22 protein-coding genes are annotated in these 23,945 nt (G+C 55.6%); 14 read left to right on the top strand and 8 right to left on the bottom strand.

Annotation, left to right across the window (positions count from 1 at the left end):
* Nucleotides 1-56: 56 nt before the first annotated feature.
* The 7 genes from VIN76_RS07320 to VIN76_RS07350 all read left to right on the top strand — a co-directional run bounded on the left by VIN76_RS07320 (nt 57) and on the right by VIN76_RS07350 (nt 5,356).
* Nucleotides 57-566 carry a flagella basal body P-ring formation protein FlgA gene (locus VIN76_RS07320; protein ID WP_332041181.1) on the top strand — a complete coding sequence of 170 codons (510 nt, stop codon included), beginning with the start codon at nt 57-59 and terminating at the stop codon, nt 564-566.
* Between the two features lie 67 nt (nt 567-633).
* Complete coding sequence (locus tag VIN76_RS07325; RefSeq protein WP_332041182.1) at nt 634-945, top strand: flagellar biosynthesis anti-sigma factor FlgM; 312 nt, start codon at nt 634-636, stop codon at nt 943-945.
* Nucleotides 945-1,283, top strand: a complete 339-nt coding sequence (locus VIN76_RS07330; RefSeq protein WP_332041183.1) for a hypothetical protein — start codon at nt 945-947, stop codon at nt 1,281-1,283. Before VIN76_RS07325 ends, VIN76_RS07330 begins: the two co-directional genes overlap by 1 nt.
* 115 nt (nt 1,284-1,398) lie before the next feature.
* The gene (gene flhA, locus VIN76_RS07335) at nt 1,399-3,537 is read left to right on the top strand and encodes a flagellar biosynthesis protein FlhA (RefSeq protein WP_332041184.1); all 2,139 of its coding nucleotides are present in this window, start codon (nt 1,399-1,401) and stop codon (nt 3,535-3,537) included.
* Nucleotides 3,534-4,262 carry a FliA/WhiG family RNA polymerase sigma factor gene (locus VIN76_RS07340; protein WP_332041185.1) on the top strand — a complete coding sequence of 243 codons (729 nt, stop codon included), beginning with the start codon at nt 3,534-3,536 and terminating at the stop codon, nt 4,260-4,262. The genes flhA and VIN76_RS07340 overlap by 4 nt, the downstream gene beginning before the upstream one ends.
* 231 nt (nt 4,263-4,493) lie before the next feature.
* Entirely contained in the window at nt 4,494-4,673 is a 180-nt protein-coding gene (locus VIN76_RS07345; RefSeq protein ID WP_332041186.1) for a hypothetical protein, read from the top strand.
* Entirely contained in the window at nt 4,670-5,356 is a 687-nt protein-coding gene (locus VIN76_RS07350; RefSeq protein WP_332041187.1) for a Fic family protein, read from the top strand. The genes VIN76_RS07345 and VIN76_RS07350 overlap by 4 nt, the downstream gene beginning before the upstream one ends.
* Nucleotides 5,357-5,435: 79 nt before the next feature.
* Here VIN76_RS07350 and VIN76_RS07355 read toward each other — a convergent pair whose 3' ends face one another.
* Nucleotides 5,436-7,142 (bottom strand): restriction endonuclease, encoded by a 1,707-nt coding sequence (locus VIN76_RS07355; protein WP_332041188.1) that lies wholly within the window; start codon nt 7,140-7,142, stop codon nt 5,436-5,438.
* A 474-nt stretch (nt 7,143-7,616) separates the two neighbouring features.
* Between VIN76_RS07355 and acnA the strand changes: the two genes are divergently transcribed.
* Nucleotides 7,617-10,295, top strand: a complete 2,679-nt coding sequence (gene acnA, locus VIN76_RS07360; RefSeq protein WP_332041189.1) for an aconitate hydratase AcnA — start codon at nt 7,617-7,619, stop codon at nt 10,293-10,295.
* Nucleotides 10,296-10,403: 108 nt separating this feature from the next.
* On the opposite strand, the gene VIN76_RS07365 is transcribed toward acnA, so the two are convergent.
* Nucleotides 10,404-11,042, bottom strand: coding sequence for a TetR family transcriptional regulator (locus VIN76_RS07365; RefSeq protein WP_332041190.1), 639 nt, complete (start codon nt 11,040-11,042; stop codon nt 10,404-10,406).
* Nucleotides 11,043-11,174: 132 nt separating this feature from the next.
* Nucleotides 11,175-11,624: an MAPEG family protein gene (locus VIN76_RS07370; protein WP_332041191.1), complete on the bottom strand. Its 450-nt coding sequence runs from the start codon at nt 11,622-11,624 to the stop codon at nt 11,175-11,177.
* Nucleotides 11,625-11,842: 218 nt separating this feature from the next.
* Here VIN76_RS07370 and rpmF point away from each other — a divergent pair, with 218 nt between their 5' ends.
* The 4 genes from rpmF (at nt 11,843) to VIN76_RS07390 (ending at nt 15,451) form a co-directional block, all read left to right on the top strand.
* Nucleotides 11,843-12,022 (top strand): 50S ribosomal protein L32, encoded by a 180-nt coding sequence (rpmF, locus tag VIN76_RS07375; protein ID WP_332041192.1) that lies wholly within the window; start codon nt 11,843-11,845, stop codon nt 12,020-12,022.
* 68 nt (nt 12,023-12,090) lie between these two features.
* Nucleotides 12,091-13,134: a phosphate acyltransferase PlsX gene (gene plsX, locus VIN76_RS07380; RefSeq protein ID WP_332041220.1), complete on the top strand. Its 1,044-nt coding sequence runs from the start codon at nt 12,091-12,093 to the stop codon at nt 13,132-13,134.
* On the top strand, nt 13,131-14,102 hold the full coding sequence (locus VIN76_RS07385; RefSeq protein WP_332041193.1) for a beta-ketoacyl-ACP synthase III: 972 nt from the start codon (nt 13,131-13,133) through the stop codon (nt 14,100-14,102). The genes plsX and VIN76_RS07385 overlap by 4 nt, the downstream gene beginning before the upstream one ends.
* A gap of 356 nt (nt 14,103-14,458) precedes the next feature.
* Nucleotides 14,459-15,451 (top strand): helix-turn-helix domain-containing protein, encoded by a 993-nt coding sequence (locus VIN76_RS07390; RefSeq protein ID WP_332041194.1) that lies wholly within the window; start codon nt 14,459-14,461, stop codon nt 15,449-15,451.
* A gap of 72 nt (nt 15,452-15,523) precedes the next feature.
* Here VIN76_RS07390 and VIN76_RS07395 read toward each other — a convergent pair whose 3' ends face one another.
* Nucleotides 15,524-15,853 (bottom strand): cupin domain-containing protein, encoded by a 330-nt coding sequence (locus VIN76_RS07395; protein ID WP_332041195.1) that lies wholly within the window; start codon nt 15,851-15,853, stop codon nt 15,524-15,526.
* 397 nt (nt 15,854-16,250) lie between these two features.
* Here VIN76_RS07395 and VIN76_RS07400 point away from each other — a divergent pair, with 397 nt between their 5' ends.
* Both VIN76_RS07400 and VIN76_RS07405 read left to right on the top strand, forming a co-directional pair.
* Nucleotides 16,251-17,657, top strand: a complete 1,407-nt coding sequence (locus VIN76_RS07400) for a fibronectin type III domain-containing protein (protein WP_414696304.1) — start codon at nt 16,251-16,253, stop codon at nt 17,655-17,657.
* Between the two features lie 3 nt (nt 17,658-17,660).
* On the top strand, nt 17,661-18,716 hold the full coding sequence (locus VIN76_RS07405; RefSeq protein ID WP_332041196.1) for a phytase: 1,056 nt from the start codon (nt 17,661-17,663) through the stop codon (nt 18,714-18,716).
* Nucleotides 18,717-18,803: 87 nt separating this feature from the next.
* Here VIN76_RS07405 and gspG read toward each other — a convergent pair whose 3' ends face one another.
* From gspG to VIN76_RS07425, 4 genes are read right to left on the bottom strand one after another with little or no spacing between them, the layout of a single operon-like run.
* A complete protein-coding gene (gene gspG / locus VIN76_RS07410) occupies nt 18,804-19,382 on the bottom strand; it encodes a type II secretion system major pseudopilin GspG (protein WP_332041197.1) in 579 nt (192 codons plus the stop codon).
* Complete coding sequence (gene gspE, locus VIN76_RS07415) at nt 19,379-20,932, bottom strand: type II secretion system ATPase GspE (protein WP_414696305.1); 1,554 nt, start codon at nt 20,930-20,932, stop codon at nt 19,379-19,381. The genes gspG and gspE overlap by 4 nt, the downstream gene beginning before the upstream one ends.
* A gap of 12 nt (nt 20,933-20,944) precedes the next feature.
* Nucleotides 20,945-23,107: a type II secretion system secretin GspD gene (gene gspD / locus VIN76_RS07420; protein WP_414696306.1), complete on the bottom strand. Its 2,163-nt coding sequence runs from the start codon at nt 23,105-23,107 to the stop codon at nt 20,945-20,947.
* A complete protein-coding gene (locus VIN76_RS07425; protein ID WP_332041199.1) occupies nt 23,104-23,916 on the bottom strand; it encodes a type II secretion system protein N in 813 nt (270 codons plus the stop codon). The genes gspD and VIN76_RS07425 overlap by 4 nt, the downstream gene beginning before the upstream one ends.
* Between the last annotated feature and the right edge of the window lie 29 nt (nt 23,917-23,945).

Raw genomic sequence — 23,945 nt, forward strand, 5'->3', positions numbered from 1 at the left:
GGCTAGTGGCACGGGCCTTGCTTCATAAATATCGCACATTCTTTTAAGGAGCGAACATGCGGATAATGGGAAAGGCAGGCGCGGCGATCGGGTTGATATGCTGTTTGGCCGGAGCTCCGGCGCAGGCAGTGGGCTGGGAAAGCCTTCCTGCTCTTGAACAGCAACTGCAACAATTTCTGGACAAGGATCAGGGCGAAACCGGCGGAGCACGGCATGGCATTGACAGGCGACTGAAGCTTAAAAAATGCCCCGCATCGCCTATCATCGAAAAGCGGGATGACGGCCTGGCAATAATCCACTGCGAAGAGCTGAACTGGCGTATTTCAGTGCCGCTTGTACGGGATCAAAATGCTGGTCAGCGCGCATCACAGTCACAGATTCTGGTCAAGCGGGGGCAGGCAATATTGCTTGTCGTAGAGAAAAACGGTTTCGCCATCTCCCGCCAGATGCAGGCGGACCGCAGCGGCAAGCTTGGTGATATTATCCCGGTTCGCACATTCCGGCGATCGCAGCCGATAATGGCTGAAATCACGGGAGAGGGCAGGGTCACCCTCCCTTCCTTTTAATTGTCGCTAAATCCGGGATAGGTGAACCCGTATTATATGGCGAAGGTGCAAATCACAGGAGATTGCCGTGATAGACAAGATGAGCGTGGGAGCCAGCAGGTTAGGTGGCCGGATAACAGATGGCCCGTTAATAGAGGGGCGGCAAGCCGGTGCGGGCCATATCAATGCCATAAGGTCGCCGGATCAAGCAGGAAAAATCGATGGACCGAACAGCTCCCTGTCCGGAGCTATCGACCATATGGTGCAGCAGGGCATGCCAATTGATATGCAGCGTATCACCACCATAAGCCAGGCCATTGCCAACGGGAAATATCCGGTTGATCCGGTGGCCATCGCGGACAGGATGATCGAGTTCGACCGGTCAGGCAGCGGTTATTAATGGCAGAGGATATGCTTGGCCGTCTCGAACAAGGCTTTGAGACTTTGGTTGCGGCTCTTGACGGGCAAGATCCGGAATTGATTATCATAGCCGCGTCAGCGCTTCAGCCTCTGCTGGCGGAGATAGAGGAAATGGGCGTTGGTCCCGGCAGCGGGCCTGAAGCGGTATGGCCAGAAGCAGGCGGCGCGATTAAAACCCGGTTGCTTGCACTGTCAAAACTTATCGAATCCGCCCGGTTCAGGGTCAATAAATTGACGGATTTGAACCAGCAACGCGCCATTAATTTGTCGCGCGCACTTGGGTCGACGGGCTTCCCGACCTATAACAGGCCGCGATAATCCGGCAGTTTTCCGGCTATTCCCCTGTAATTTTACCAATATTCCCCAAGGCGCATGAAGCGATTGGCACGGCCTTTGCTCAGTAGGTTCCCGAACAGACTTGGGGATTATCAATATGTTAGCATTCGTGTCGGGCTATCAGGCGCAGATTGGCGGGACGGTCAGGGCCGGGATATTGCCGGTCGTGACCTTATTGCTCGTCATTTTCATGATATTACCGGTTCCGGTCATGGTGCTGGACATGGGTTTCATCGTCAATATCACCATTGCGCTCGCAGTGTTGATGGTGGCGTTAAATGCTTCCAAGCCGCTCGACTTTTCCAGCTTCCCGACTGTTTTGCTGTTCGCGACTTTGTTGCGGTTGGCGCTCAACGTCGCTTCCACCCGCGTGGTGCTGGTGGACGGGCATACCGGGTCCCATGCAGCGGGGCAGGTGATCGAGGCTTTTGGTAATCTGCTGGTCGGCGGCGATTATGTTGTCGGCATATTCGTGTTTGTAATCCTGATGATTATCAATCTGGTGGTGATTACCAAAGGCGCCGGGCGCGTGTCCGAGGTCACGGCCCGCTTCACGCTGGATGCGATGCCCGGCAAGCAGATGGCGATTGATGCGGACCTGAATGCCGGGCTATTGACCCCGGAAGAGGCCAAGCTGCGGCGTCAGGAAGTGGCGACGGAGTCCGATTTTTACGGATCGATGGACGGTGCATCAAAATTCGTGAAGGGCGATGCGGTCGCCGGTGTGCTCATCCTTGTTATCAACATTATCGGCGGAATGATTCTGGGCGTAGCCACCCATGATATGCCCGTTGGGGATGCAGCGGAAACCTATGTGCTGCTGGCCGTGGGTGACGCGCTTGTGGCGCAGGTTCCGGCCTTATTACTATCCATTGCCGCCGCGGCCATCGTCACGCGTGTGGCCTCTCCCATGGATCTGTCCGGGCAGATTGGTAGCCAGCTTTGCAATCCCAGAGCATGGATCCCGGTCACCGTGATCCTGAGCGTTCTGGGCTTGTTACCGAGCATGCCGCATTGGGTCATTCTGCCGATTGCGGCGCTGACGGGTTTTTTCTCCTGGCACTTGATGCGCCGTGCGAAAGAGGCACAGGCCCCCGCAGCGCCACCCCTGTTGCCGGAACAGAAAAACTACATTGCGTGGAGCGATGTCACGGATGGCGCGGTCCTTGGGATAGAAATTGGCTATGCGCTTGTGCCGCTTGTTGATGATCGCAAAGGCGCACCCCTGATGCAGCGTCTGACAGGGATCAGGCGGCAATTATCGAGGGAGCTTGGCTTTGTCATTCCGCTGGTGCGGGTGAAGGATAACATGGCGCTTTCCCCCAATAGCTACCGCATCCGGATTAACGACGTGACGCTGGGCGAGGATCAGGCATGGCCCGAAGATTTACTGGCACTCGACAGCGGCGATATTGAAGGGCCAGTGGTGGGTAAGGCTTGCAAAGATCCGACCTTTGGGCTGGATGCCTTGTGGATTTCCCCGGAGAAGCGCAGCGAAGCGGTGGTGTCCGGTTATACGGTGGTGGACGCGCCGACTGTGATTGCGACCCATTTCAACCATCTGGTCGGGCTCTATGCCGAAGAGCTGTTCGGCATGGACGAGGCGCAAAGTCTGCTCGACAATCTTAAAGAGACAGCTCCGCAACTGGTCGATGGCCTGACGCCCAAGCCGCTTACCCTCTACCAGATCACGGCGATTTGCCGGTCCTTGCTGGGCGAGGGCGTGCCGCTGAGAGATTTCCGCCGTTTGAGCGAGGCGATGGTGCAGGCTGCTGCGGATGAAGCGGTGCGGGACGGGCCGCCTTCGCTCGATAATATCGTGGACGGGGTTCGCAAGCGGATCGGTTCGCTCATCATCCAGTCGCTTGTGCCGATTAACTTGCCGCTGCCAGTCATCACTTTGGGTGCGGAACTGGAAAGCCTTTTGGCGCAAGCGATCGAGACAGGCGGCGGAGCATCCCGTCCTGTTGAACCGGGCTTGGCGCAGAAGATCATCGCGTCGGTCGAGGAAGCCGCGCGGCCGGTGATGGCGCAGGCACGGCGCTTTGCGATTGTGACTTCGCCGAAGGCGCGGCGCACTTTGTTGAAACTGCTGAAACCCGGATTTCCCGAAACGCCGGTTCTGTCTTTCGAGGAACTGCCCGATGACAAGGCGGTTGAAGTGATCGCGGTGGTGGACGGGCGGATGGACAAGATGGAGACGGAAACAGCCTATCACAGAAAGGACCCGGCATGACCTATTCCAACAGCCCCCTGGCCGAGCTGACCTATGGCCCGGCGCCGGCGGCGAAGAGCCAGGAAAAATTGATCGAGAGCCACCTGCCGCTTGTCCGCAAGCTTGCGTGGCATGTGCATAGCCGGATGTCGAGCGCGATCGAGGTGGAGGATTTGCTGCAAACCGGCATGGTTGCGCTGGTCGAGGCGGCGCAGAGCTATCAGGATCGCGGGCTGGGCTTTACCAACTATGCCAAGCTTCGGGTGCGCGGCGCGATGATTGATGCGCTCCGCAAGGCGAGCCATGTCAGCCGGTCCGCCATGACCTTTCAAAAGCGGCTGCGCGCGGCGGAGGACGAGCTGTCCCGGCAGCTGGGCCGCTCCCCCGGCGAAGGCGAGCTGGCGGCGGCGATGGGCATGGACCGGGAGAGCTTTCGCACCGCGGCGGACCAGGCGCGCTCGGTGGATCTGGAATCGATGGAGACGGTCTATTCGGACCAGAATATCTGGTTCGCCGACCCCGCGGAAAGGGCGGATAACCGGGCTGAACGGCTCCAACAGCGTGACCGGCTCGCCGCCGCGATCGATGCCCAGCCGCCGCGCGAAGCGATGATTTTGCAGCTTTATTTTATCGAGGAAATGAACCTCGACGAGATCGGCCAGACCCTGAACATCGGCGCCGCCCGCGTGTGCCAGATCAAGAAAGCGGCGCTGGCCAAACTCCACCGGCAACTTGCGCCCGGATAGCCTGTTGTGATCGCTCCATCATGACGGAGCAGACCGAAGGGCCGCTCCGCCGCGCCTGCGATAGCGACAGGCTGGCCGAGGCTGTCCCCGTTATGCGCCACGCATCCCGGACGCAGTATAGGGTCAGGCTTATAAGGGGGTGGGGGTAGGAAGAAGATAAAATCCGGGCAATTCAGACCGGTTGCAATATTTGATATTGCCATTGATGCAGATCGGATTCATATGTTCAGTATGAGCGAACACCTGGAAAAATTGATCGAAGCAGCGCGGCAACGCGAAATGTCGAATGCGGAAAAAGAAGCGCAACGGCGGAGCTTTGCCTATGGCAATGCGCATATCGAAAATGATCGCGTGACCCGTGAAATGGTCAACCAAGCTGCTGATAAAATCGGCAAAAGCCATAACGGATGAGCAATAAGGATCGTGATAGCAAGGCGGCTGAGCCTTCGCTGATCACCGATCCGGAAGAAAAAGCGCGCCGTGAGTCTGAAAATGCAGTGGCTCAATTTGACCGTGTGCTGGATTTAATTGACGAAATTGTGCGTGATAAACGCCCGTTCCGTTTGCGAAGTTCAACGATATTTGATTTGCACCGACTTGCGCTGGAAGGTCTGTCATCCCATGCCGGAACCTTTCGTCCTGCGGGCGTCGAAATCGGTGCCAGTAAACATGTTCCACCTGATGCCCATCTGGTGCCTTCACTTATCGAGGAAATGTGCGATTATGTGGTGGATAATTTTGAGCGGCAGCCCGCGCTGCATCTATGCGCCTATGTAATGTGGCGCCTCAACTGGATTCATCCGTTCACAGATGGCAATGGCCGCACCTCTCGGGCCCTGGCTTATTTTGTGCTATGCGCCAAAATAGGCTATCGCTTACCCGGTCTCGAAACGATTCCAGAGCAAATAGCAGCGGATAAAACCCCTTATTATAATGCTTTGGAAGATGCCGATGCGCATTGGAAGAATGATGAATTGGTTCTGAGTGCTTTAGAGGCATTGTTGGATGAATGCTTAGCCAAGCAGCTTTTATCCGCTTATAAAGATGCGCAAAATGCGGATATTAGTATAGGGCAGGACCGTAAGTTCCATTGATTTTATAAAATGCTCAACGATCTTGTGAAAATTGATGTGAATCGGCAACTAAGCTAGTATTTAGTAAGGTGTTGAGGCTTTAATACAAGGCTCTTGCTTCTTTTATATCTATTTTTGCATGATACCCATGCCGTTCAAGCATGTGCAACAGGTTGGCGCCATTCATGAGCGTTATCGGCTTGCCAGAAGAAAATTTGTAAGCGTCAGGACCATAATCTGCCGTGGTAACAAGGATGCCTCTTGATGCACCTTCATTCATGACGGTACCATATAAATCGCGTACTGCGGAAACACCTACAGTACGAGTATATCGTTTGGCTTGAATTACGATCTTTCCACCAGTGATCGGATCGGGATCAAATGCGATTGCATCGACACCGCCATCGCTGCTTGATTGTGTAATTTTTACTTCGCCACCTCTAGAGACAAATTCCTGTTCAAATACTTCTCTTACAAGATGCTCAAAGTCTTCCCATGAGATAGAAGCCAGATTAGTTCCTAAATCCATAGAAGACCCAATTTCTCGAGAATCGATAAAACGACGATCTTCTGTTTCCAATTCCATAATGGGTGGAATTGGGGTCAGTGATGCAAGTGAAGCAGCAGAGACACCTTTAAGTGATTTAAAACACGCTTTTGGATCTATTCGAGCGAGATCAATCCCACAAAATTGTTCGCGCTCAACTAGAACTGATATCAAGCAGGACCGGTGGTCCTGACCTGTCGCCGGATCAACAAAATTGACAAATCCGTTAAAAAGAATTTTGTCAAAATTCCCATTCACGTCGGCTTCAAACAACTCATGAATGGTACGGAGGCAGATTTGATAAGCTACTGATTCAAAATTAGCCTTTTGATCCCGTAAGGAGATTGATGTTTCTTTTAATTCACCAGTAGACTTGATAAATTTCACGGATTTGATTGTTGGCAAATCATCAATCGAAGGTATATCGTAAGCAATTTTAAGTAGACATTCGTTTTTCACATATTGCAGTAGATATGACTTTTCAAACAAGTCATCATATTGAGATGCCTCAAGTACCAGGGAAGCGTGCTCAATTACTGCTTCATCGTCACCATTAGTTACTTCAAATTTAAGTCTATCGACCTCGGAGTGAGAAGCCAACTGCTCTAGATTAAACTCTTTCTGAAGAGTATCGTGTTTATCCCAATAGGCTTTTTTACGCTTTTCCCATTTTGTAACTTCGCGAGCTAGAGCATTTATCCGTTGCCCTTCCAATTCTACCCAAGATGCAATTTCTTGTGCGTGTTTGGCTTCAGCCTCAGAAATAATTTGACGTTTTTTCCCAAGAATTATCTGAAGTAGTCCGACTTTGGGCTGGATGTATTGGGGGCGGCCAGATGGATGGCTGCTAGGCTTGGTTTCAGGAAAAGATTTAGGATAGTCGTATTTTGAATTATCTTTGAGGGCCTCCCAGTCGACTGTATCATCAATTGTAAGTGTGTGAACCAGAATATGTTTAAGAGAATCTAGTTTTACACTTGCTTCTGCTGATAATTCATCGGCTACATTCTGGCCGGACAGGATATTTTGCCGCTTAGTGTAGGTCTCAAATTTATTGTCCCAGTTAGCGATTAGGGCATCCATTTTACTTTGCAGAATGAATATCTCGGGTGCGCTTACCTCTTTGTGGATATTTAGCTTTAGGTGTCGAACATCAACATAGTAGCGCAATATTCGATCCCCTTGGGCACTCCACTTCACATTCAAGGAACCAAGAACAATGTTCTCAATGTTGTTTGAATGAATTGTTATGCTCACCATTTTTATTATGCCCTAAAATTTCGCTATCTTATATATTACAGTATGAAATAATAGTTAGTCCAGAATTTCGTTTGAAGCTTTTTTAGATATTCTAACCTTTGGACTCTTTAATTGTCTCAAGTTTAGTTTCTCTGGGCACTGTTTTTGTCATCTGAATTTATTCCAGCATCCATAGCCCGCCTTGTGCCCCCCAATAGATCCTGAAACAAGTTCAGGATGACGATACGCACTTCGCGCTCCAGACTTGATCCGAACCCTAACGCGTGAGCCGATAGCGTTGCGTAATCTCTCCCTGGGTTCCGCATCAAGTGCGGAACACGTTACTCATCCCATTGCACGCCCGCCGCCCCTGCGCTAAAGCCCCCTCGAACTTTGATTCATTCGCTGGTAATACCTGCTCCCCTCTGCCTGGGCGAAAGTCTTGGCGGACAGGTTGTATCGGCAAAATAATTTTTGATACGGAGCTACGTTACTATGACCACCACCGGACAAGACTCGCTGGGCACGCGCTCGACCCTTTCTGTTAACGGCACGGATTATGCCTATTACAGCCTCGCGAAAGCGGCGGAGAAGCTGGGCGATATTTCGCGGCTTCCCTTTACGCTGAAAGTGCTGCTGGAAAATATGCTGCGCTTTGAAGATGGCGGACATACGGTCGATGCCAAGGACGCGCAGGCGGTGGTTGACTGGCAGAAAGAGGCAAAGTCTTCGGCGGAGATCCAATATCGTCCGGCCCGCGTGCTTATGCAGGATTTCACCGGCGTTCCGGCTGTGGTCGACCTTGCCGCGATGCGCGACGGGATCAAGGCGCTGGGCGGCGATGCCCAGAAAATCAATCCGCAGGTGCCGGTGCACCTCGTGATTGACCACTCTGTCATGGTGGACGAATTCGGCACGCCGCAAGCGTTTGAACATAACGTGGCTCTGGAATATCAGCGCAATATGGAGCGTTACGAGTTCCTGAAATGGGGTTCCAAGGCGTTTGACAATTTCAAGGTTGTCCCTCCCGGAACCGGCATTTGCCATCAGGTGAACCTGGAATATATCGCGCGCGCTGTCTGGTCTTCCAAAGATGCGGACGGTGTAGAGGTTGCCTATCCCGATACCTGTGTCGGCACGGACAGCCACACGACGATGATTAACGGTCTGGGCGTGCTCGGCTGGGGCGTGGGCGGGATCGAGGCGGAAGCCGCGATGCTGGGCCAGCCGGTTTCGATGCTGATCCCCGAAGTGGTCGGGTTCAAACTGACCGGCGAGCTGGCCGAAGGTATTACGGCGACCGACCTTGTGCTGACCTGTGTGCAGATGCTGCGTAAAGTGGGCGTGGTCGGGTGCTTTGTGGAATTTTACGGGCCGGGCGTGGCGGCGCTGTCGCTGGCCGATCGTGCGACCATTGCCAATATGGCGCCGGAATATGGCGCGACCTGCGGTTACTTCCCGATTGATGACAAGACGCTGGATTACATGCGCCTGACGGGCCGCAGCGAAGCGGACGTTGCGCTGACCGAAGCCTATGCCAAGGAACAGGGTTTCTGGCGCTTTGACGGTGCGGCTGAGGCGGTTTATTCCAAAACGCTGGAACTGGACATGACAAGCGTTGTGCCATCGCTTTCGGGACCGAAATTGCCGCAGCAGCGCGTGTCGATGAGCGATCTGGACGAAGGCTTTAACCGCGATATTACCGAAGTATTCGGCAGCACCGACCCTAACAAGCGGGTTCCGGTGGAAGGCGAAGATTATGATCTTGGCCACGGCGATGTGACGATTGCGGCGATTACGTCGTGCACCAACACGTCGAACCCCAGCGTGCTGATCGCTGCCGGTCTGGTCGCGCGCAAGGCGCGGGCGCTGGGCCTGCAACGCAAGCCATGGGTGAAAAGCTCGCTCGCGCCCGGATCACAGGTGGTGACGGACTATCTGGACAAAGCGGGACTGAGCGAAGACCTCAACTATCTCGGCTTTAACCTGGTGGGCTATGGCTGCACGACCTGCATCGGGAACAGCGGACCTCTGCCGCCGGCGATTTCCAAGGCGATTAACGACAATGATCTGGTCGCTGCGTCCGTATTGTCGGGCAACCGCAACTTTGAAGGCCGCGTGTCACAGGACGTGCGGGCCAATTACCTTGCCTCTCCGCCGCTGGTCGTGGCCTATGCCCTGAAAGGCACGGTGCGCGAGGATATGTATGAAACGCCGCTCGGGCAGGGCAGCGACGGGCAGGATGTTTACCTGCGCGATATCTGGCCCACCAATGACGAAGTGAACGAAGCCATGGGCGGCGCGGTGAACCGCGATATGTTCATGAGCCGCTATGCCGATGTGTATAAGGGCGATGCCGCGTGGCAGGATATTGATGTGACCGGCGGGGACACCTATGCGTGGCCGGCGGGCAGCACCTATGTCGCCAATCCGCCCTATTTCGAGGGCATGACGATGACGCCTGCGCCCGTGGGTGACATTGTGGATGCGAAGACGCTGGCTCTGCTGGGCGCTTCCATCACCACCGACCATATTTCGCCCGCCGGTGCGATCAAGGAAGACTCGCCAGCCGGTGAATATCTGCGCGATCATCAGGTGGCGAAGCAGGACTTCAACAGCTATGGCAGCCGCCGCGGCAACCACGAAGTCATGATGCGCGGCACCTTTGCCAATATCCGCATCAAGAACGAAATGGCCGATGGCAAAGAGGGCGGTTACACCAAATATAATGGCGAAATCATGCCCATCTATGACGCTGCCATGCGCCATAAAGCCGACGGTAATGAACTGGTCGTCATCGGCGGTGAGCAATATGGCACCGGCTCTTCGCGCGACTGGGCTGCGAAAGGCACGAACCTGCTGGGCGTGCGCGCGGTGATCGTGGAGAGCTTTGAGCGTATCCACCGCAGCAACCTGGTCGGCATGGGCGTGTTGCCGCTGCAATTTGTCGAAGGTGTGGATCGCAACACGCTGGGCCTTGACGGCAGCGAAAGCTTCACGATCAAGGGCGTTGCGACGTTGAAACCGCTTCAGGAAGTGGAAGTCGAAATGACCCGTGCCAATGGCAGCACCGAAACGTTCAAGACGATCTGCCGGATCGATACCGCCAACGAAATGGAATATTTCCTCAACGGCGGCATCCTGCACTATGTTCTGCGTAATCTGGCGGGATAAAGCGGAGCGTTACTTATGCATGGCCGGGGCATGAAACTGTGCCCCGGCTGCGCGACCTGCCAGAGCCAATGTCCGAACAGGGATTAGGCCGGATATTGGCGGTACGCTTTAATTGGCGAGATGCAGGATCGCCTTCCTGGGCGGTTCTTTCGGCCGTGCTTTCAAGCCGGTCAGGATCGTGTCAATCACTTGCCGTAACCTGTCATTATCCGCCAGATGCATCATGTCCATCATCAGCATCGGGTTACAAAAGGGCTGAACCATGGTGTTGACCAGAGAAACGATCTGGTCGAGCTCCAACCCTTCAAAATATCCCTCTTCCATAGCTTCGGCGAGGATCATGGCCATATAATGGTCGGTCAGGTCAATATAGCCGCGAACGACTTCAAAATGCTGTTCACCCAGTTCCATATACGAACGAAACAGATCGGGATTATCGCTAAATCTGGCGCGCTTAATGGCTAACCGCCGGGCGAAAAACTCGTAAAGCTTTTGCCTTGCCGGCATATCGGCCTCGACCAGATCCTCGACGATTTTGATAAGTTCGGCAAACCAGCGGCCCGCCATCGCTTCGGCGAGCGCGTCCTTATCTTCAAAAAAACGATAGACATTGGACTGCGACATGCCCGCCTCTGCGGCAAGATCGGTCATGGTAAAGTCAATTGCACCGCGTTCAAGAATAATGGCCTCTGCGGTCTCGATCAGTTTTTCGCGGGTTTCTTCAACATCAGTCTTGGGGCGGGGCATGGATAGGCTCCTGCTTTGATCTGCAGCTAAGTGTCTTATATAGACCATACAGCTTTATGATAAACCCCATTTTATAGAATTTTCCAATTGCTGCATAGACCGGATTTTAACCGACTTTCGGAAAGGCCGTCCTTACCGGAGCATCGCCGTCGTTACCGGGGCTGCGGGTATGTCTGGAATTGTCAAATACGGAATGGAGATGGCATAAGCGGCAAGGCCCACCATGACGAGCAGCGTGACGACTGTCCCGATCGCCCGGCCCACGCCAAGTTTACCGCCATCCATGCCGATGCCATGCGCGACGCGGCCAAGCATATAGACGCCGCCGACCAGCCACAGCCATAGCGGAGCGCCATCGCCCATGACAAGGCTGGCCATTTCGATCACACCGATCAGGATCAGCACAATAGGCATGCTTTCGCCATAGTTGGAATGGGCCCGCATGCGCCGCAGCAGAAATTCGTTGCCACCGTCGCCGACGCTGATTTTCTCTGAAGTACGAACGCGTCCGACGCGAAGCATCAGCCAGATATTGATGAGCGCAGCAACACCGGCAATCGTGAGTGTAATCGGTAAAATCATGCATTCCCCCTAAATGTTTTAAGACTTATCGCGCTTCTATAGGCGTAGAATGCTTGCAACGCACAGGAAAATCGTTATACGCGCAGCTTCGCGTGCAATTCGCTATGTCGCATGGGTCAAGTGATTCTCTATATTCTATGGGGTCTGGCTTGCTTATAACCGGCATCGGCCTATCAAGCACATATATGAAATTTGAAATGTAAAGAACAGGCTTCGCAATGGCTGTCCCTAAAAGAAAAACTACGCCGTCCAAGCGCGGAATGCGCCGTTCCCATGATGCTTTGAAAGTCGAAGCATATCAGGAATGTTCCAATTGCGGTGAATTGAAACGCCCTCATCATTTGTGTGGCGCTTGCGGTCATTATAATGGCCGGGAAGTTTTGGCAGTCGATCTCTAGTCTTTTCGGCTATTTTCGACTAACTTCACGACTATCACACAGCTAATCAAGGGGAATAACCGGTGGGTATGAGGCCGCGGATCGCAATTGACGCGATGGGCGGCGATGTCGGCGTGCGCGTAATGGTCGCGGGCGCGGCACTTGCCCGGCACCGGCATGAAGGCTTCCAGTTCCTGTTCGTGGGTGATGAAACCCAAATCAAGGCAGCGCTGGAAAGCCACCCCAACCTGAGCGCGGCGTCAGAGATTTTGCACGCCGAGGATATTGTCTCCGCAGACGCAAAGCCGAGTCAGGCTCTTCGCAATTCCAAGAAAACATCGATGGGCATGGCGGTCGCTGCGGTAAAATCCGGAGAGGCCAGCGCTGCGGTTAGCGCGGGCAATACCGGCGCACTAATGGCGATTTCCAAACTGGCGTTACGCACCATACCCGGTATTGACCGTCCGGCTCTGGCCGCACTTTTGCCGACCATGAAGGACAGCGATGTCGTCATGCTCGACCTTGGTGCCAATGCCGAATGTGACAGCCGCAATCTGGTCCAGTTTGCGGTGATGGGCGCGGCCTATAGCCGGATTATCTACGGATTTGAAAAGCCCAGCGTCAAATTGCTGAATATCGGCACGGAAGACGGCAAGGGAACCGGCCCGGTCCAGGGCGCAGCTGACGCCCTTAAAAAAGCGGGCGGGCTGGCAATGGATTTTCAGGGCTTTGTCGAAGCCGATAAAATATCAACCGGCGAAGTCGATGTGATCGTGACCGACGGCTTTTCCGGCAATGTTGCGCTGAAAGCGCTGGAGGGCGCGGCGCGCTTTGTCACGGATTTGCTGAAGCGCAGCTTTCTAAGCTCCCTGCGTTCCAAAATCGGTTTTCTTATCTCGCGCCCGGCGACTGAATTGCTGAAAGAGCATCTTGATCCGAACAACCATAATGGCGCTGTATTTTTGGGCCTGAACGGTGTTGTCGTAAAAAGTCATGGCAGTGCCGATGAAAAAGGCGTAGCCAATGCAGTAGAAGTCGCTGCCCGTCTTGTCGAAGATAGTATCTTGGAGCGGATCAGCGAAGATCTGGATAAAGTCAGCGGTTTGGCACCGTCGGAGGTAGCATCAAAATGAGTATCGGGACTGCTCGTCGCGCGGTCATTAAAGGAACAGGTTCCGCTTTGCCGCGGACTAAAGTCTCTAACGCAGAACTGGCAAAAAAAGTGGATACGACCGACGAGTGGATCGTCGAGCGCACGGGAATAAAATTCCGCCACATTGCACAGGATGATGAATCCACGTCCAGCCTGGCCACGGAAGCTGCGCGCAAGGCGCTTGAAGCTTCGGGCCTTACGGCACAGGATATTGACCTGATCGTGCTGGCAACCGCGACTCCGGACCAGACTTTTCCTGCGACCGCAACCATCGTTCAGGACGAATTGGGCTGTAACGGCTGCGTTGCATTTGATGTGGCCGCGGTCTGTTCCGGCTTTCTTTACGCCCTGTCGGTTGCGGAGAGCATGATCCGTGCGGGCAGCGCGCAAAATGCCATCGTGATTGGCGCAGAAACATTCAGCCGTATATTGGACTGGGAAGACAGGGGAACCTGCGTACTGTTCGGTGACGGCGCAGGGGCGGTTGTCCTGTCCGGTGAGGAAACCGATAAAGGCGTCCTCGCCACACGGCTGCATGCCGACGGGGCGCATAACCAGTTGCTCTATGTCGATGGCGGGGCAGGCACGACGGGAACCGTTGGCAAGCTGCGTATGAAGGGGCGGGAAGTGTTCCGTCATGCGGTTGTCAATCTGGCATCGGTATTGACCGAAGCGTTGGAAGCAGCGGGCGAAAGTATCGAGACTATCGACTGGGTTGTTCCGCATCAGGCCAATGCACGGATATTGGATGCAACGGCAAGGAAGCTGAAACTGGCGCCTGAAAAGGTGATCGTGACCGTGGACCAGCATGCCAATACTTCGGCGGCTTCCGTACCTTTGGCGCTTGACGTGGCGGTAAGGGACGGGCGGATAAAGCCCGGTGATCTGGTAGTTCTGGAAGCGATGGGCGGCGGCTTCACTTGGGGTGCGAGTGTTATTCGCTACTAGGGCTTTGGCGGCTTGGTCCGCATAATGACATAATCCGGATGACGGTGGATTTGCGGCTTGTCCGGGCCGCATCATCCTGTTCGTTCATGCTACCGATCACATTTATTAGCCAGCATGTGCCAGTTCAAAAAGCGCCGCGAAAGATAGTTTGCCCGGAGCAGATGTAAATATTTTGTTCACATAAATCATGCGCATTCGTCGATGATTTTACATTTTCGTCGAAACTCTATTGAGCTCTCTACGCCATTCCTTAGCTATGTTTTGGGGGGCGCTGTAGTTTGAATAATATTCGAGTATCGTCGCAATTTCTATGTAAGGTTTTTCGCAGTTGTCAGGATCGTGGAGCGCGGAAACCCGTGCTGCTGTCTGCTATTGGCCTTAATGATGCGGATTTGCGCGACCCGCGAAACCAGTTTTCCGCGCGTAACATAGCCACTTTATATCATGCTACCGCAAAGGAACTGAAGCGGGAGAATATCATCCGGGAAATAGGCCGCGGCATGATGCCGACCGGCTTTTCGGATATCGGCCATGCCGCCATGTTTGAAGAAAGCCTCGGCGGTGTGATGCAGGCGGCTGTCGCCGCGATAGATTCATCCTTTAACGTGCCGCTTTTGTCGTGGGAGCAAACGGAGACAAGCTGCCGGCTGGTGGTTAATCCGGACCATAATATCTCCAGCGATCTGGTTTTCATAATTTTCGCGGCTTTGGCGCACATGGCGGGCACTGTCATTGGCGAAATCCGGACTAACGGGCAGGCTGCGCGGATGGCTTCTTATCCACAGCCGCTCAAAACCGCGCTTTTCAGATCCCGGCCGCCCCGGCATTGTGACGGGTTTTTCAAATCGGCCGGGGGATTACCGGACGGGCCGGTTTTCCTGTTCGAACAATCCGAGAATAGTCTGGAATTGCACCATGATATCATGGCCCTTGCCAATCCCTTCGCTAACCGTGAAGTCGTGTATGCGGCGAATAGCCATGCAAAGCGCTATCTGGCAGATGCGTCTGAATCGGTATCACTGAACCGGCTATGCTATACATATCTGTTCCCTTTGCTGGACCGATCGGGACTTAGTATCGACGCGGCGGCAGAAACATTCGGCATGGCAGAGCGGACATTAAGGCGCAAGCTGGCCGCAGAAGGAGCCTCTTTCCGGCAGATATTGGAACAGGTTCGCCGTAACAGCTGCCAGCTCTATTTCCTGGAGGGTACCCGCTCACTCTCGGAAATCGCAACCAAACTGGGCTATAGCGAACTCAGCGCTTTCACCCGCGCCTATACCGCCTGGTATGGCCACTCCCCAAGCCAGGGCATGGCCGAAGAAGTTGCAGTCGCTGTCGCCGCTTAAGTGGCGCGGGGTGTAGCGGTTCCAGTCCATTAATGCCGAGTTTGTCGGGAAGAATATTCTGACCCGGCAATATTAACCGCCTAGGAATATGGTCAGCAATAGCGATGAATCCTCCACCGCTTTGACCGAATGGGGCGCGCCGCCCTCAAGATAGACCCATTCATTTGCGCGCAGTTGGACCGGTCCGCTTTCCAGGCCCAGCTCGATATGACCTTCCAGACAATGCAGCGTTATCTCACCAGCGACGTGATGCTGCGGAATTTCATCTCCGGCATGAACGATCAGGCGGATCGCTTCAAACTGTTCAGTCTTGGTAATGGCAGTTGTCATGGCATCGGGCAGGGCAGGCCCCAGTGGAGCCAGGTCAACAATGTCTTTGGATTTTGCGTGATGTAAGGCCACGATATATTCCTTCCTATTGAACCACAAAGAGCAGGTTCGGGTTTGTTACCGGCGGCCATTCTATCATAATGTCAGCCTGTCCGGAAAAGCCAAGGGGGCAAGGATAACAGATAGGCTGGCGGTACAGAACCTCTTTCCCGACTTTAACATAAGTGAAACAGTAAAGTCGCTGCCATGTCATATAGGATGTCTAGCACCTCCCCGGACAAGTCATTCAGACGATGTAAGGGATACAGGCAGACTGATGGCATTTTTCCGCGTCTATAAACTTAGGGGCAGGCGGCAACGGCCCCGTCATATTGACCCGTATTGGCGATGCAATGGAAGCAATGGCCATGCTGCGAGAAAGTTTACCCGCGCAGCCGCGAAGGCCGATTGATTATATGAGGAATAAAACATGCGTATGAAGATGTTAAGCACCGCCGCCCTGTTGACAATGACCGCCGCCACATTCCCGGCTCACGCAAAGCAGGCAGAGCCGGCCCATTCGGTAGGACAGCCTTATGCGGCCCGTAATCTGGCAGATCGCATCGTGCTGAGCGCCGGGGCCGATGCCGCGCGGGAAATGGCGGTCGCGTTCCGCACCGACACTGCCCAGAACATGGCGCAGGCACAGATTGCACCGGCGATTGACGGACCCAGCCTTGAAGCGCGCGCCGTGACCGTCACGGGAACCAGTTCCCCGATTACGACCGAAAATGGCGATGCCATCTATCACCAGGTCCGCTTTACCGGACTGGAACCCGGCTCCGCCTATGTTTACCGCGTAAAGGGCAGCGCAGGGTGGAGCGAATGGCTCCAGTTCCGCACGGCATCGGACAAGGCGCAGCCGTTCCGGTTTCTCTATTTAGGCGACACACAGAATAATATTCTCAGCATAGCGTCGCGCGTGATCCGTGAGGCTTTCCATTCCACCGCCAGTCCTTCGCTGGTCGTCCATGCTGGCGATCTTGTCGCCCAGCGCGAAGACAAGGTGCATGATGATGAATGGGGCGAGTGGACACAGGCAGGTGCTTATAATTTCTCGATTGTGCCGCAGCTTCCGGCCACCGGCAACCATGAATATGTTGATATAATCGCCCCCGACGGTAGCGAAAGCCGCAAACTGGGGCCGCACTGGCCGCGCACATTTGCCTTGCCGGATAATGGCGCGCAAGGTGTGGAAGCGACGACCTATTATGTCGATTATCAGGGCGTCCGCTTCATCGCGCTCGACGGCACGGCCGCGCTGGATCTTGGCGGGCTTGATGCACAGACCAAGTGGCTTGATGCGACTCTCGCGTCCAGCAAGGCGACATGGAATATCGTGACCTTTCACCAGCCTATTTTCACCTGTGCGAGGCCGCGCGATACCGAGCTGTTAAAGGCCGCGTGGAAGCCGGTGTTCGAGACGCGCAAGGTCGATCTTGTCCTGCAAGGGCATGACCATTGCTACAGCCGCCTGACCGCAGAGGCAGGGAAAACAGCATCTGCCAAGGCCCGCGCCGATGGCAAGGTTCAAGGTCCGGTCTATCTCGTCTCCGTCACGGGGTCGAAAATGTATGGCCTTAACGACCGTTCCGACACGCAGCCCGACCGCGTGGGAGAGGATACACAGCTTTTTCAGGTGATCGATGTCGAGGGTGACCGGCTGCGCCTTCGCACACGGACCGCGACGGGGCGTCTTTATGACGGCTTTGACCTTATCCGGCATGCCGATGGCGGCAACCGGCTGGTCGAAACGGAAGGCCTGATTGATTTGCGCCACTGCACCGGCGGGACCGGCCCCGATGGCTTGCCCTGCACTGCACGCAAAAAGGACTAAACCATGAAATATCTGCTGACCACTCTTCCACTCATTATGCTCGCCGGTTGCGCGGCAAGCGAAATCGAATTGCCGCAAGGTTCCGCTGCGCTGGGCGATCCGGCCAAGCCTGTGCCTGCCGCTATGGAAACGCTGGTGACCACGGACCCCGAGGTCGATGCCGATGATCCCGCCCTTTGGGCCGACCCGCGCGATCCCACGCGCGCGGTGCTGTTTGGCACGGACAAGACCGACGGTCTTTATGTGCACGACATGGACGGCACAGTCCGCCAGTTCCTGCCCGATGGTCCGCTTAACAATGTCGATCTGCGGACCGGCTTTGTGGTGGATGGCAAGGAATATGTCCTTGTCGCGGCGACCGAGCGGGAGCAATTCGGGATTGTCACTTATCTGTTCGATCCCGATACGTTTGAAACCCGTCCTTATGGCTTTATCGCGACGGGCGCGGAATTTGGTGAGCCTTATGGTTTTTGCACGGCCAGGATCGACGGCAATTTCTATCTTATCCCCAATAACAAGGAAGGCGATATCCTTGTCTATCGGCTTGAAAACGGAGCGGCAAGCGCGGCGGCAACATTGGAACGCAGCCTGAAAGTCGGTAGCCAGCCCGAAGGCTGCGTCGTCGATGACAAGGCAGCGCGGCTTTATGTTGGCGAAGAGAATGTCGCCATCTGGCGCTTTGACTTGACCGCCAGCGCCAGCAATGATCCCGTCATGGTCGCGCCGGTGGATGGCAATCGCCTGACCGCCGATGTCGAAGGGCTGACCATCATGCGTGATCGCGGCACCGACTATCTTGTCGCATCAAGCCAGGGCGACGCGACCTATCCTGTCTGGCGCATCGAGGGCGATAGCTATCATTATGCCGGGCGCTTTGCGGTTGAAGGCGGCGCGATTGATGCCGTGACCGGCACCGACGGTCTGGACGCATGGAGCGGCCCTATCGGACAATTTCCCGAAGGCGCGATTGCCATGCACGATACCGATGACGGTGATGGTCAGCAAAACTACAAGGTCGTGGACTGGCGCAAAGTGCGCGAGGCTCTGTCGCTTCGTTGAGCTTTTAAGGCTAGGCTAAAAGAACTTCGTCATTCCCGCGTAGGTGGGAATGACGAAGTGATAAGGCGGAAACGCTAAGAGTTTTCCTCATTCCGCATAAATATCCGCATCATCATTCTCACCGCCCGGAGCGCCGTCTGCGCCCAGCGAATAGAGGTCGAAGCCGGGGCCATTGCGGCCGGGATTGTCATATTGATATGGCCGTCCCCACGGATCATCGGGCAGCTTCTTGATATATCCGCCTTGACGGTAGCGCGAGGATGCGGACTGCCCTTGCGGCGGAGTCACCAAAGCCGTCAGGCCATCCGAGGATGACGGGTAATTCAGATTGTCCAGCCTGTACATTTCAAGCGCCTGCCCGATTGTCGCTATATCGGCCCGTGCTTTTTCAACCATGGCGCGGTCCTGGCTGGGCAGGACGTTGATAACGACAACAGTAGTGAGCAGCCCCAGAATGAAGATGACGACCATCAGCTCGACCAGTGTGAACCCGTTCGCTGTCACTCCGGGGGCTTTGGGCGCCGGGCTGGCGGGAACATTCAGAACATGTGGCCGCATCCCGCACGCATCTTTTGCCGGGCGGTTGAAGTCCGTTAGCAGGTTGAAGATGATCTTGCGGATGAACCTTCCCTGAGAAGGCGTGTTTCCGGTCTTGAGAATGCTCATGATATGTCTTCCCGTCTTGATATTCTGATCCCCTCTTCGGCGGTGGTCAGGCCTTGCCGGACCATAACACGCGCAGCGGAGGCGAGGGATTTGTTTTTCAGGAACGCATGGGATGCAATCCTGCTTTCATCACCGCCATCGTTAATGATCTTGCGGATCGTGTCGTCGATGCGAATGGCCTCAAACACCCCGATACGCCCTTGAAAGCCGGTATTGTTGCAATGCTCGCACCCTGTTTCGCGGAACACGACGGTGCCGCGGTCAAAGCCGAGCAGGGAAGCCAGCGAGCCATCCGCCTGTATCGGTGTGCGGCAATGCTCGCATAGCTTGCGGACAAGCCGCTGGGCAATGACGGCCCGGACCGTGGAGGCGAGCAGGAAAGGCTCGACCTTCATATCGCGCATACGGGTAATCGCGCCGACTGCGTCATTGGTGTGGACGGTGGATAGAACCAGGTGGCCGGTGAGGGCAGCCTGAACCGCGATATCGGCGGTTTCCTTGTCACGGATTTCGCCGACCATCACCACGTCGGGGTCCTGCCGCAAAATGGCGCGAAGACCCGCTGCAAAGGTCAGGCCGACCTTGGCATTGACCTGTGTCTGGCCAATGCCCTCGATGGCATATTCAACCGGGTCCTCGACCGTCAATATGTTGCGGCTGCCGTCGTTCAGCTGTTTCAGCCCCGCATAAAGCGTGGTGGTCTTACCCGATCCGGTCGGACCGGTGACCAATATGATGCCATTGGGTTCGGACAAGGCTTCGGTCAATATCGCGTGTGTTTCTTCGGATAGGCCCAGAAGATCCAGCGAAATAGCCGCGCTTTCCTTGTCCAGGATACGCATAACCACGCGCTCGTTCGCCCGGTTGGGCAGGGTGGACACACGCACGTCCAGCAATTTACCGCCCAGCGTCAGGCTGATCCTGCCGTCCTGCGGTATCCGGCGCTCTGCTATGTCGAGCCGCGCCATCACCTTTATCCGGTTGACGATAACGCTGGCCACATGCGGCGGCATACGCAGTTTTTCATGCAATACCCCGTCCACGCGCATCCGGACGACAAGCCCTGTTTCATAAGGCTCGATATGAATGTCGGAAGCACCCTGACGCGCGGCCTCGGCGATAATCCCGTTGATCAGCCGGATGGTGGGCGCATCATCGGCGCTGTCGAGCAGGTCTTCGGCGCTGGGTATATCCCCGGCAATATCGTCCAGCGCATGATCGCCCATGCTGTCTGCCATTGCCGCGGCCGAGCCATCCATTGCGTAATGTTCGGAAAGCAGCTTGGCAAAACCGGGCCCATCGACCAGATCAACATCGAACGGCATTGCCAGATAGCGGCGAATTTCCAGTAAAGCGGCCGGGTCCGCACCTTCGCGCATCGCCACTTTCAATCGCGAGCCATCGGTTTCGGTGAGCAGCACGCCATGATCGCGGGCAAAAGCATAAGGAATGTCGAGCAGCGGCGGTTTGGGCGTATCGGTTGACGGGGCGGCATCCCGGGCAGCCTCATCCCCCTTCAGATCCAGCTCCGATCCCTTTGCGATTTTCATCGGCATCCCTTTCTACTCACCCTTATCACTAGGCGATACAGGCGTCGCTTCTATGACATTTGTCCCGGTTTGGCGGTTCTGTCCAAGGTCGGGCGCATAGATGATCTGGTCGTCGGCGCGCGGCGCGGCGCTTGGCGGGACCGTTCCCATATAATCGCGGACCAGCGCATCGAGGGATGGCTCCGTATCCGGGCTCTGGATCAGTTGGCGCGAGCGGATATAATCATAGCGGCGGCCGGAAAAATCCCGTGCATCAGCGGGACTACGCAGGATTGTCGGTCGGATAAACACCATCAAATTGGTTTTGACGCGCGACTTTCCGCGGGATTTGAACAGCTCTCCGATGAGCGGAATATCACCGAGCAGAGGCACTTGCTGGATAGTCTTGCGTTCATTGTCATCGAGCAACCCGCCCAGCGCGATAATCTCTCCATCGGCGACGGTGACGGTGGTGTTGATTTCCCGCTTGTTGATAATCAGCTCACCAAAATCATCCGAAACCGGCCCGGCAATGGAGCTGACTTCCTGCCTCAGCTCCATCCGCACTTCGCGGCCTGCGTTGATTTGCGGAGTCACTTCCAGCTCGATACCGACATTTTGCCGCTGGATCGTGCGGAAAGCATTGTCAAAATTATTGGATAAAGCCTCTCCGGTGGACACGGGGATTTCCTGCCCGAACAAGATGCTGCCCTTAAGGTTATTGTTCACGGTCAGCGACGGCGTGGACAGGACATTGCTTTCCGTGTCCCGCTTGACCGCGTTGATGATCGCGCCCAGCACCGCATTGCCGCCCAGCGTGGTCGCAAAGCCGGCAAAGCCGCCCCTTGCGCCCAATATGGCATCAGCCGCATTTTGCCGCAGTCCGTCGCCCACCGCGCTATTGGTCGTCGTGGTGGTCGCAGTGTTGGTTGTGGTGGTGGTTGACGTATCAAACTGGTCCGCCAGCAAGCCGCCCGCGACATCGACAATATTGGGCGAAGCGTTGGAGAAATTGGTTACGGCAAAGGGCACGTCCTTGCCGCCCGCCAGCCATTGCACGCCCAGTTCCCTCGCAAGGCTTTCGGATATTTCGACAATGATCGCCTCTACCACCACCTGTTCCTGGCGGGTGTCGAGTTGGCGGATCAGTTCCCCGACCATGCGCTGCACATCGGGATTGGCTGCTACGATCAGCGCGTTGGTTCCCTCCAACCGTGTCACAATGGCGGGGCCGCGCCGTGCGATGCCATTGCCATTATTGCCAGAGCCGTTCATGCTCATCGGTTGGGGAGCAGGGGCATCCCCGCCGCCATTTGTTCCACCGGAAGGGAGGGCGGCAGCGGCAGAAGAGGCATTTGACCCTTGGCCCAAAACCTGTTCGATGACGGGCAGCAAGGCCTCCGCATTGGCATAATCCAATCGGTGAACGCGAAGTTCGGTGCCAAGCTCTGCGCCGCTATCCAGTTCCCGTGCCATGCTGGCAAATTTGGCAACAGCACCCGGATCACCGCGCAGCGCAATGGAATTGCTGCTGTCTATCGGCACAATAGTAACCGGAGAACGCGCGCCTTCGCCGCCGCCTTGCGAGGCAAGCCTTTGCAGGCTGTCGGCAATTTCACGCGCTCCGGCATTTTTCAGGCTCACCAGAGTGCTGGCCGCGTTGTCCTGGTCAATCTCGCGCACCAGTTGGCGTATCCGCCGGATATTATCGGCATAGTCCACCACCACCAGGCTGTTGGCATTGCGGTTCGCGGTGATGGACCCTTGCTTGCTAACCAGCGGCCTTAGCGTTTCCAGTGCTTCGCTTGCCGCAATGGATTTCAACCGGACGATTTCGGTAATGAACTGGTTGGCGGCCGCGCCCCGGCTACCGACCTGCGATGGCTGTGTTGCGGCTCCGTCGGCGGGCTGGATGCGATAGCCGCCGTTTGCCGGAACAGCGACCAATCCGTTAGCGCGTAAGGTAGAGAGGAACACTTCAAAATATTCCGACCGGCTAAGCGGGCGATCTGTCACGACGGACACCTTCCCCTGAACACGGCTATCCAGAATGAACGTGCGGCCTGTCACCTTTGCGGCATCCTGTATGAACGCGCGGATATCGGCATCGCGCACGTTCAGCGTGTGCTGCGCCTGTGCTGGCTGGGCAACCACAGCGGCCAGGACCGCCAATATTCCGACAAAATAGCGCATCATTGACCTGGCAGGTTTATGGAAATGGGAACGGTATTGGCACCGCGTTCGACATTGACGGAAATTCGGGCACCCGGTGTAATCCGGCTTTTCAGGGATTCTATATCGGCGGTAGAAGTCACAGGCTTTCCGTTGACCGAGGTTATAATATCACCATCACGAAAACCAGCGGCCTTGAACAACGCTCCGCTGCCCTGCGGCGACACGACGATTCCGGTAACTTTGCCTTCAAAAGAACGGGGCTGCATCGTCACGGCCCCCGCCAGTCCGCCTTCCAGTCCGCCGGCCAGTGCCGCTATAGGTGCGGGTTCGGGTGCAGCATCCAAAAGCGTGCTGGTCACAGGCTGCGCCGCATCATTCTCGCCGCCCACTGTTTCGGCAGGAACCGATTGGTCCATATATAGGCTTTCCATGTTTCCCCCGCGATCAATCGTTACATGATCAAATTGCACCGATGCCAGCTTGGCCCCCGGCGCAATTTCGTCCCCCACGGCATAGCTTTCCTGCACGCCGTCCGGCCCCGCCAATATCGCCGATCCCAGGCCAGACCCCTCATTCATCCGGATACCGTAAAGTGTCAACTGCAACGATGTAACCACAGAGCCTGACTGCGCCGGTCCATCGCGAAAAAACGGGTCAAAGCTGTTGAACAAGGCGAGCCGGGATTGCGGGGAGAGGATCTGCACTTCGCTGGCCCGCCAGTCACCAACCGGGCCAAGCGGCGTGACGACCAGCCAGAGCAGCCTTATGGTCTGGATCATCAGCAGGATGGCAATCGCGGCAACGGCAAAAGGAAACCAGCCCTTGCGCATCAACGTTCCTGTTAGAACTGTAAATTTCC

Origin of the sequence: Parasphingorhabdus sp. (assembly GCF_036568145.1) — a bacterium.
Taxonomy (GTDB): Bacteria; Pseudomonadota; Alphaproteobacteria; order Sphingomonadales; family Sphingomonadaceae; genus Parasphingorhabdus.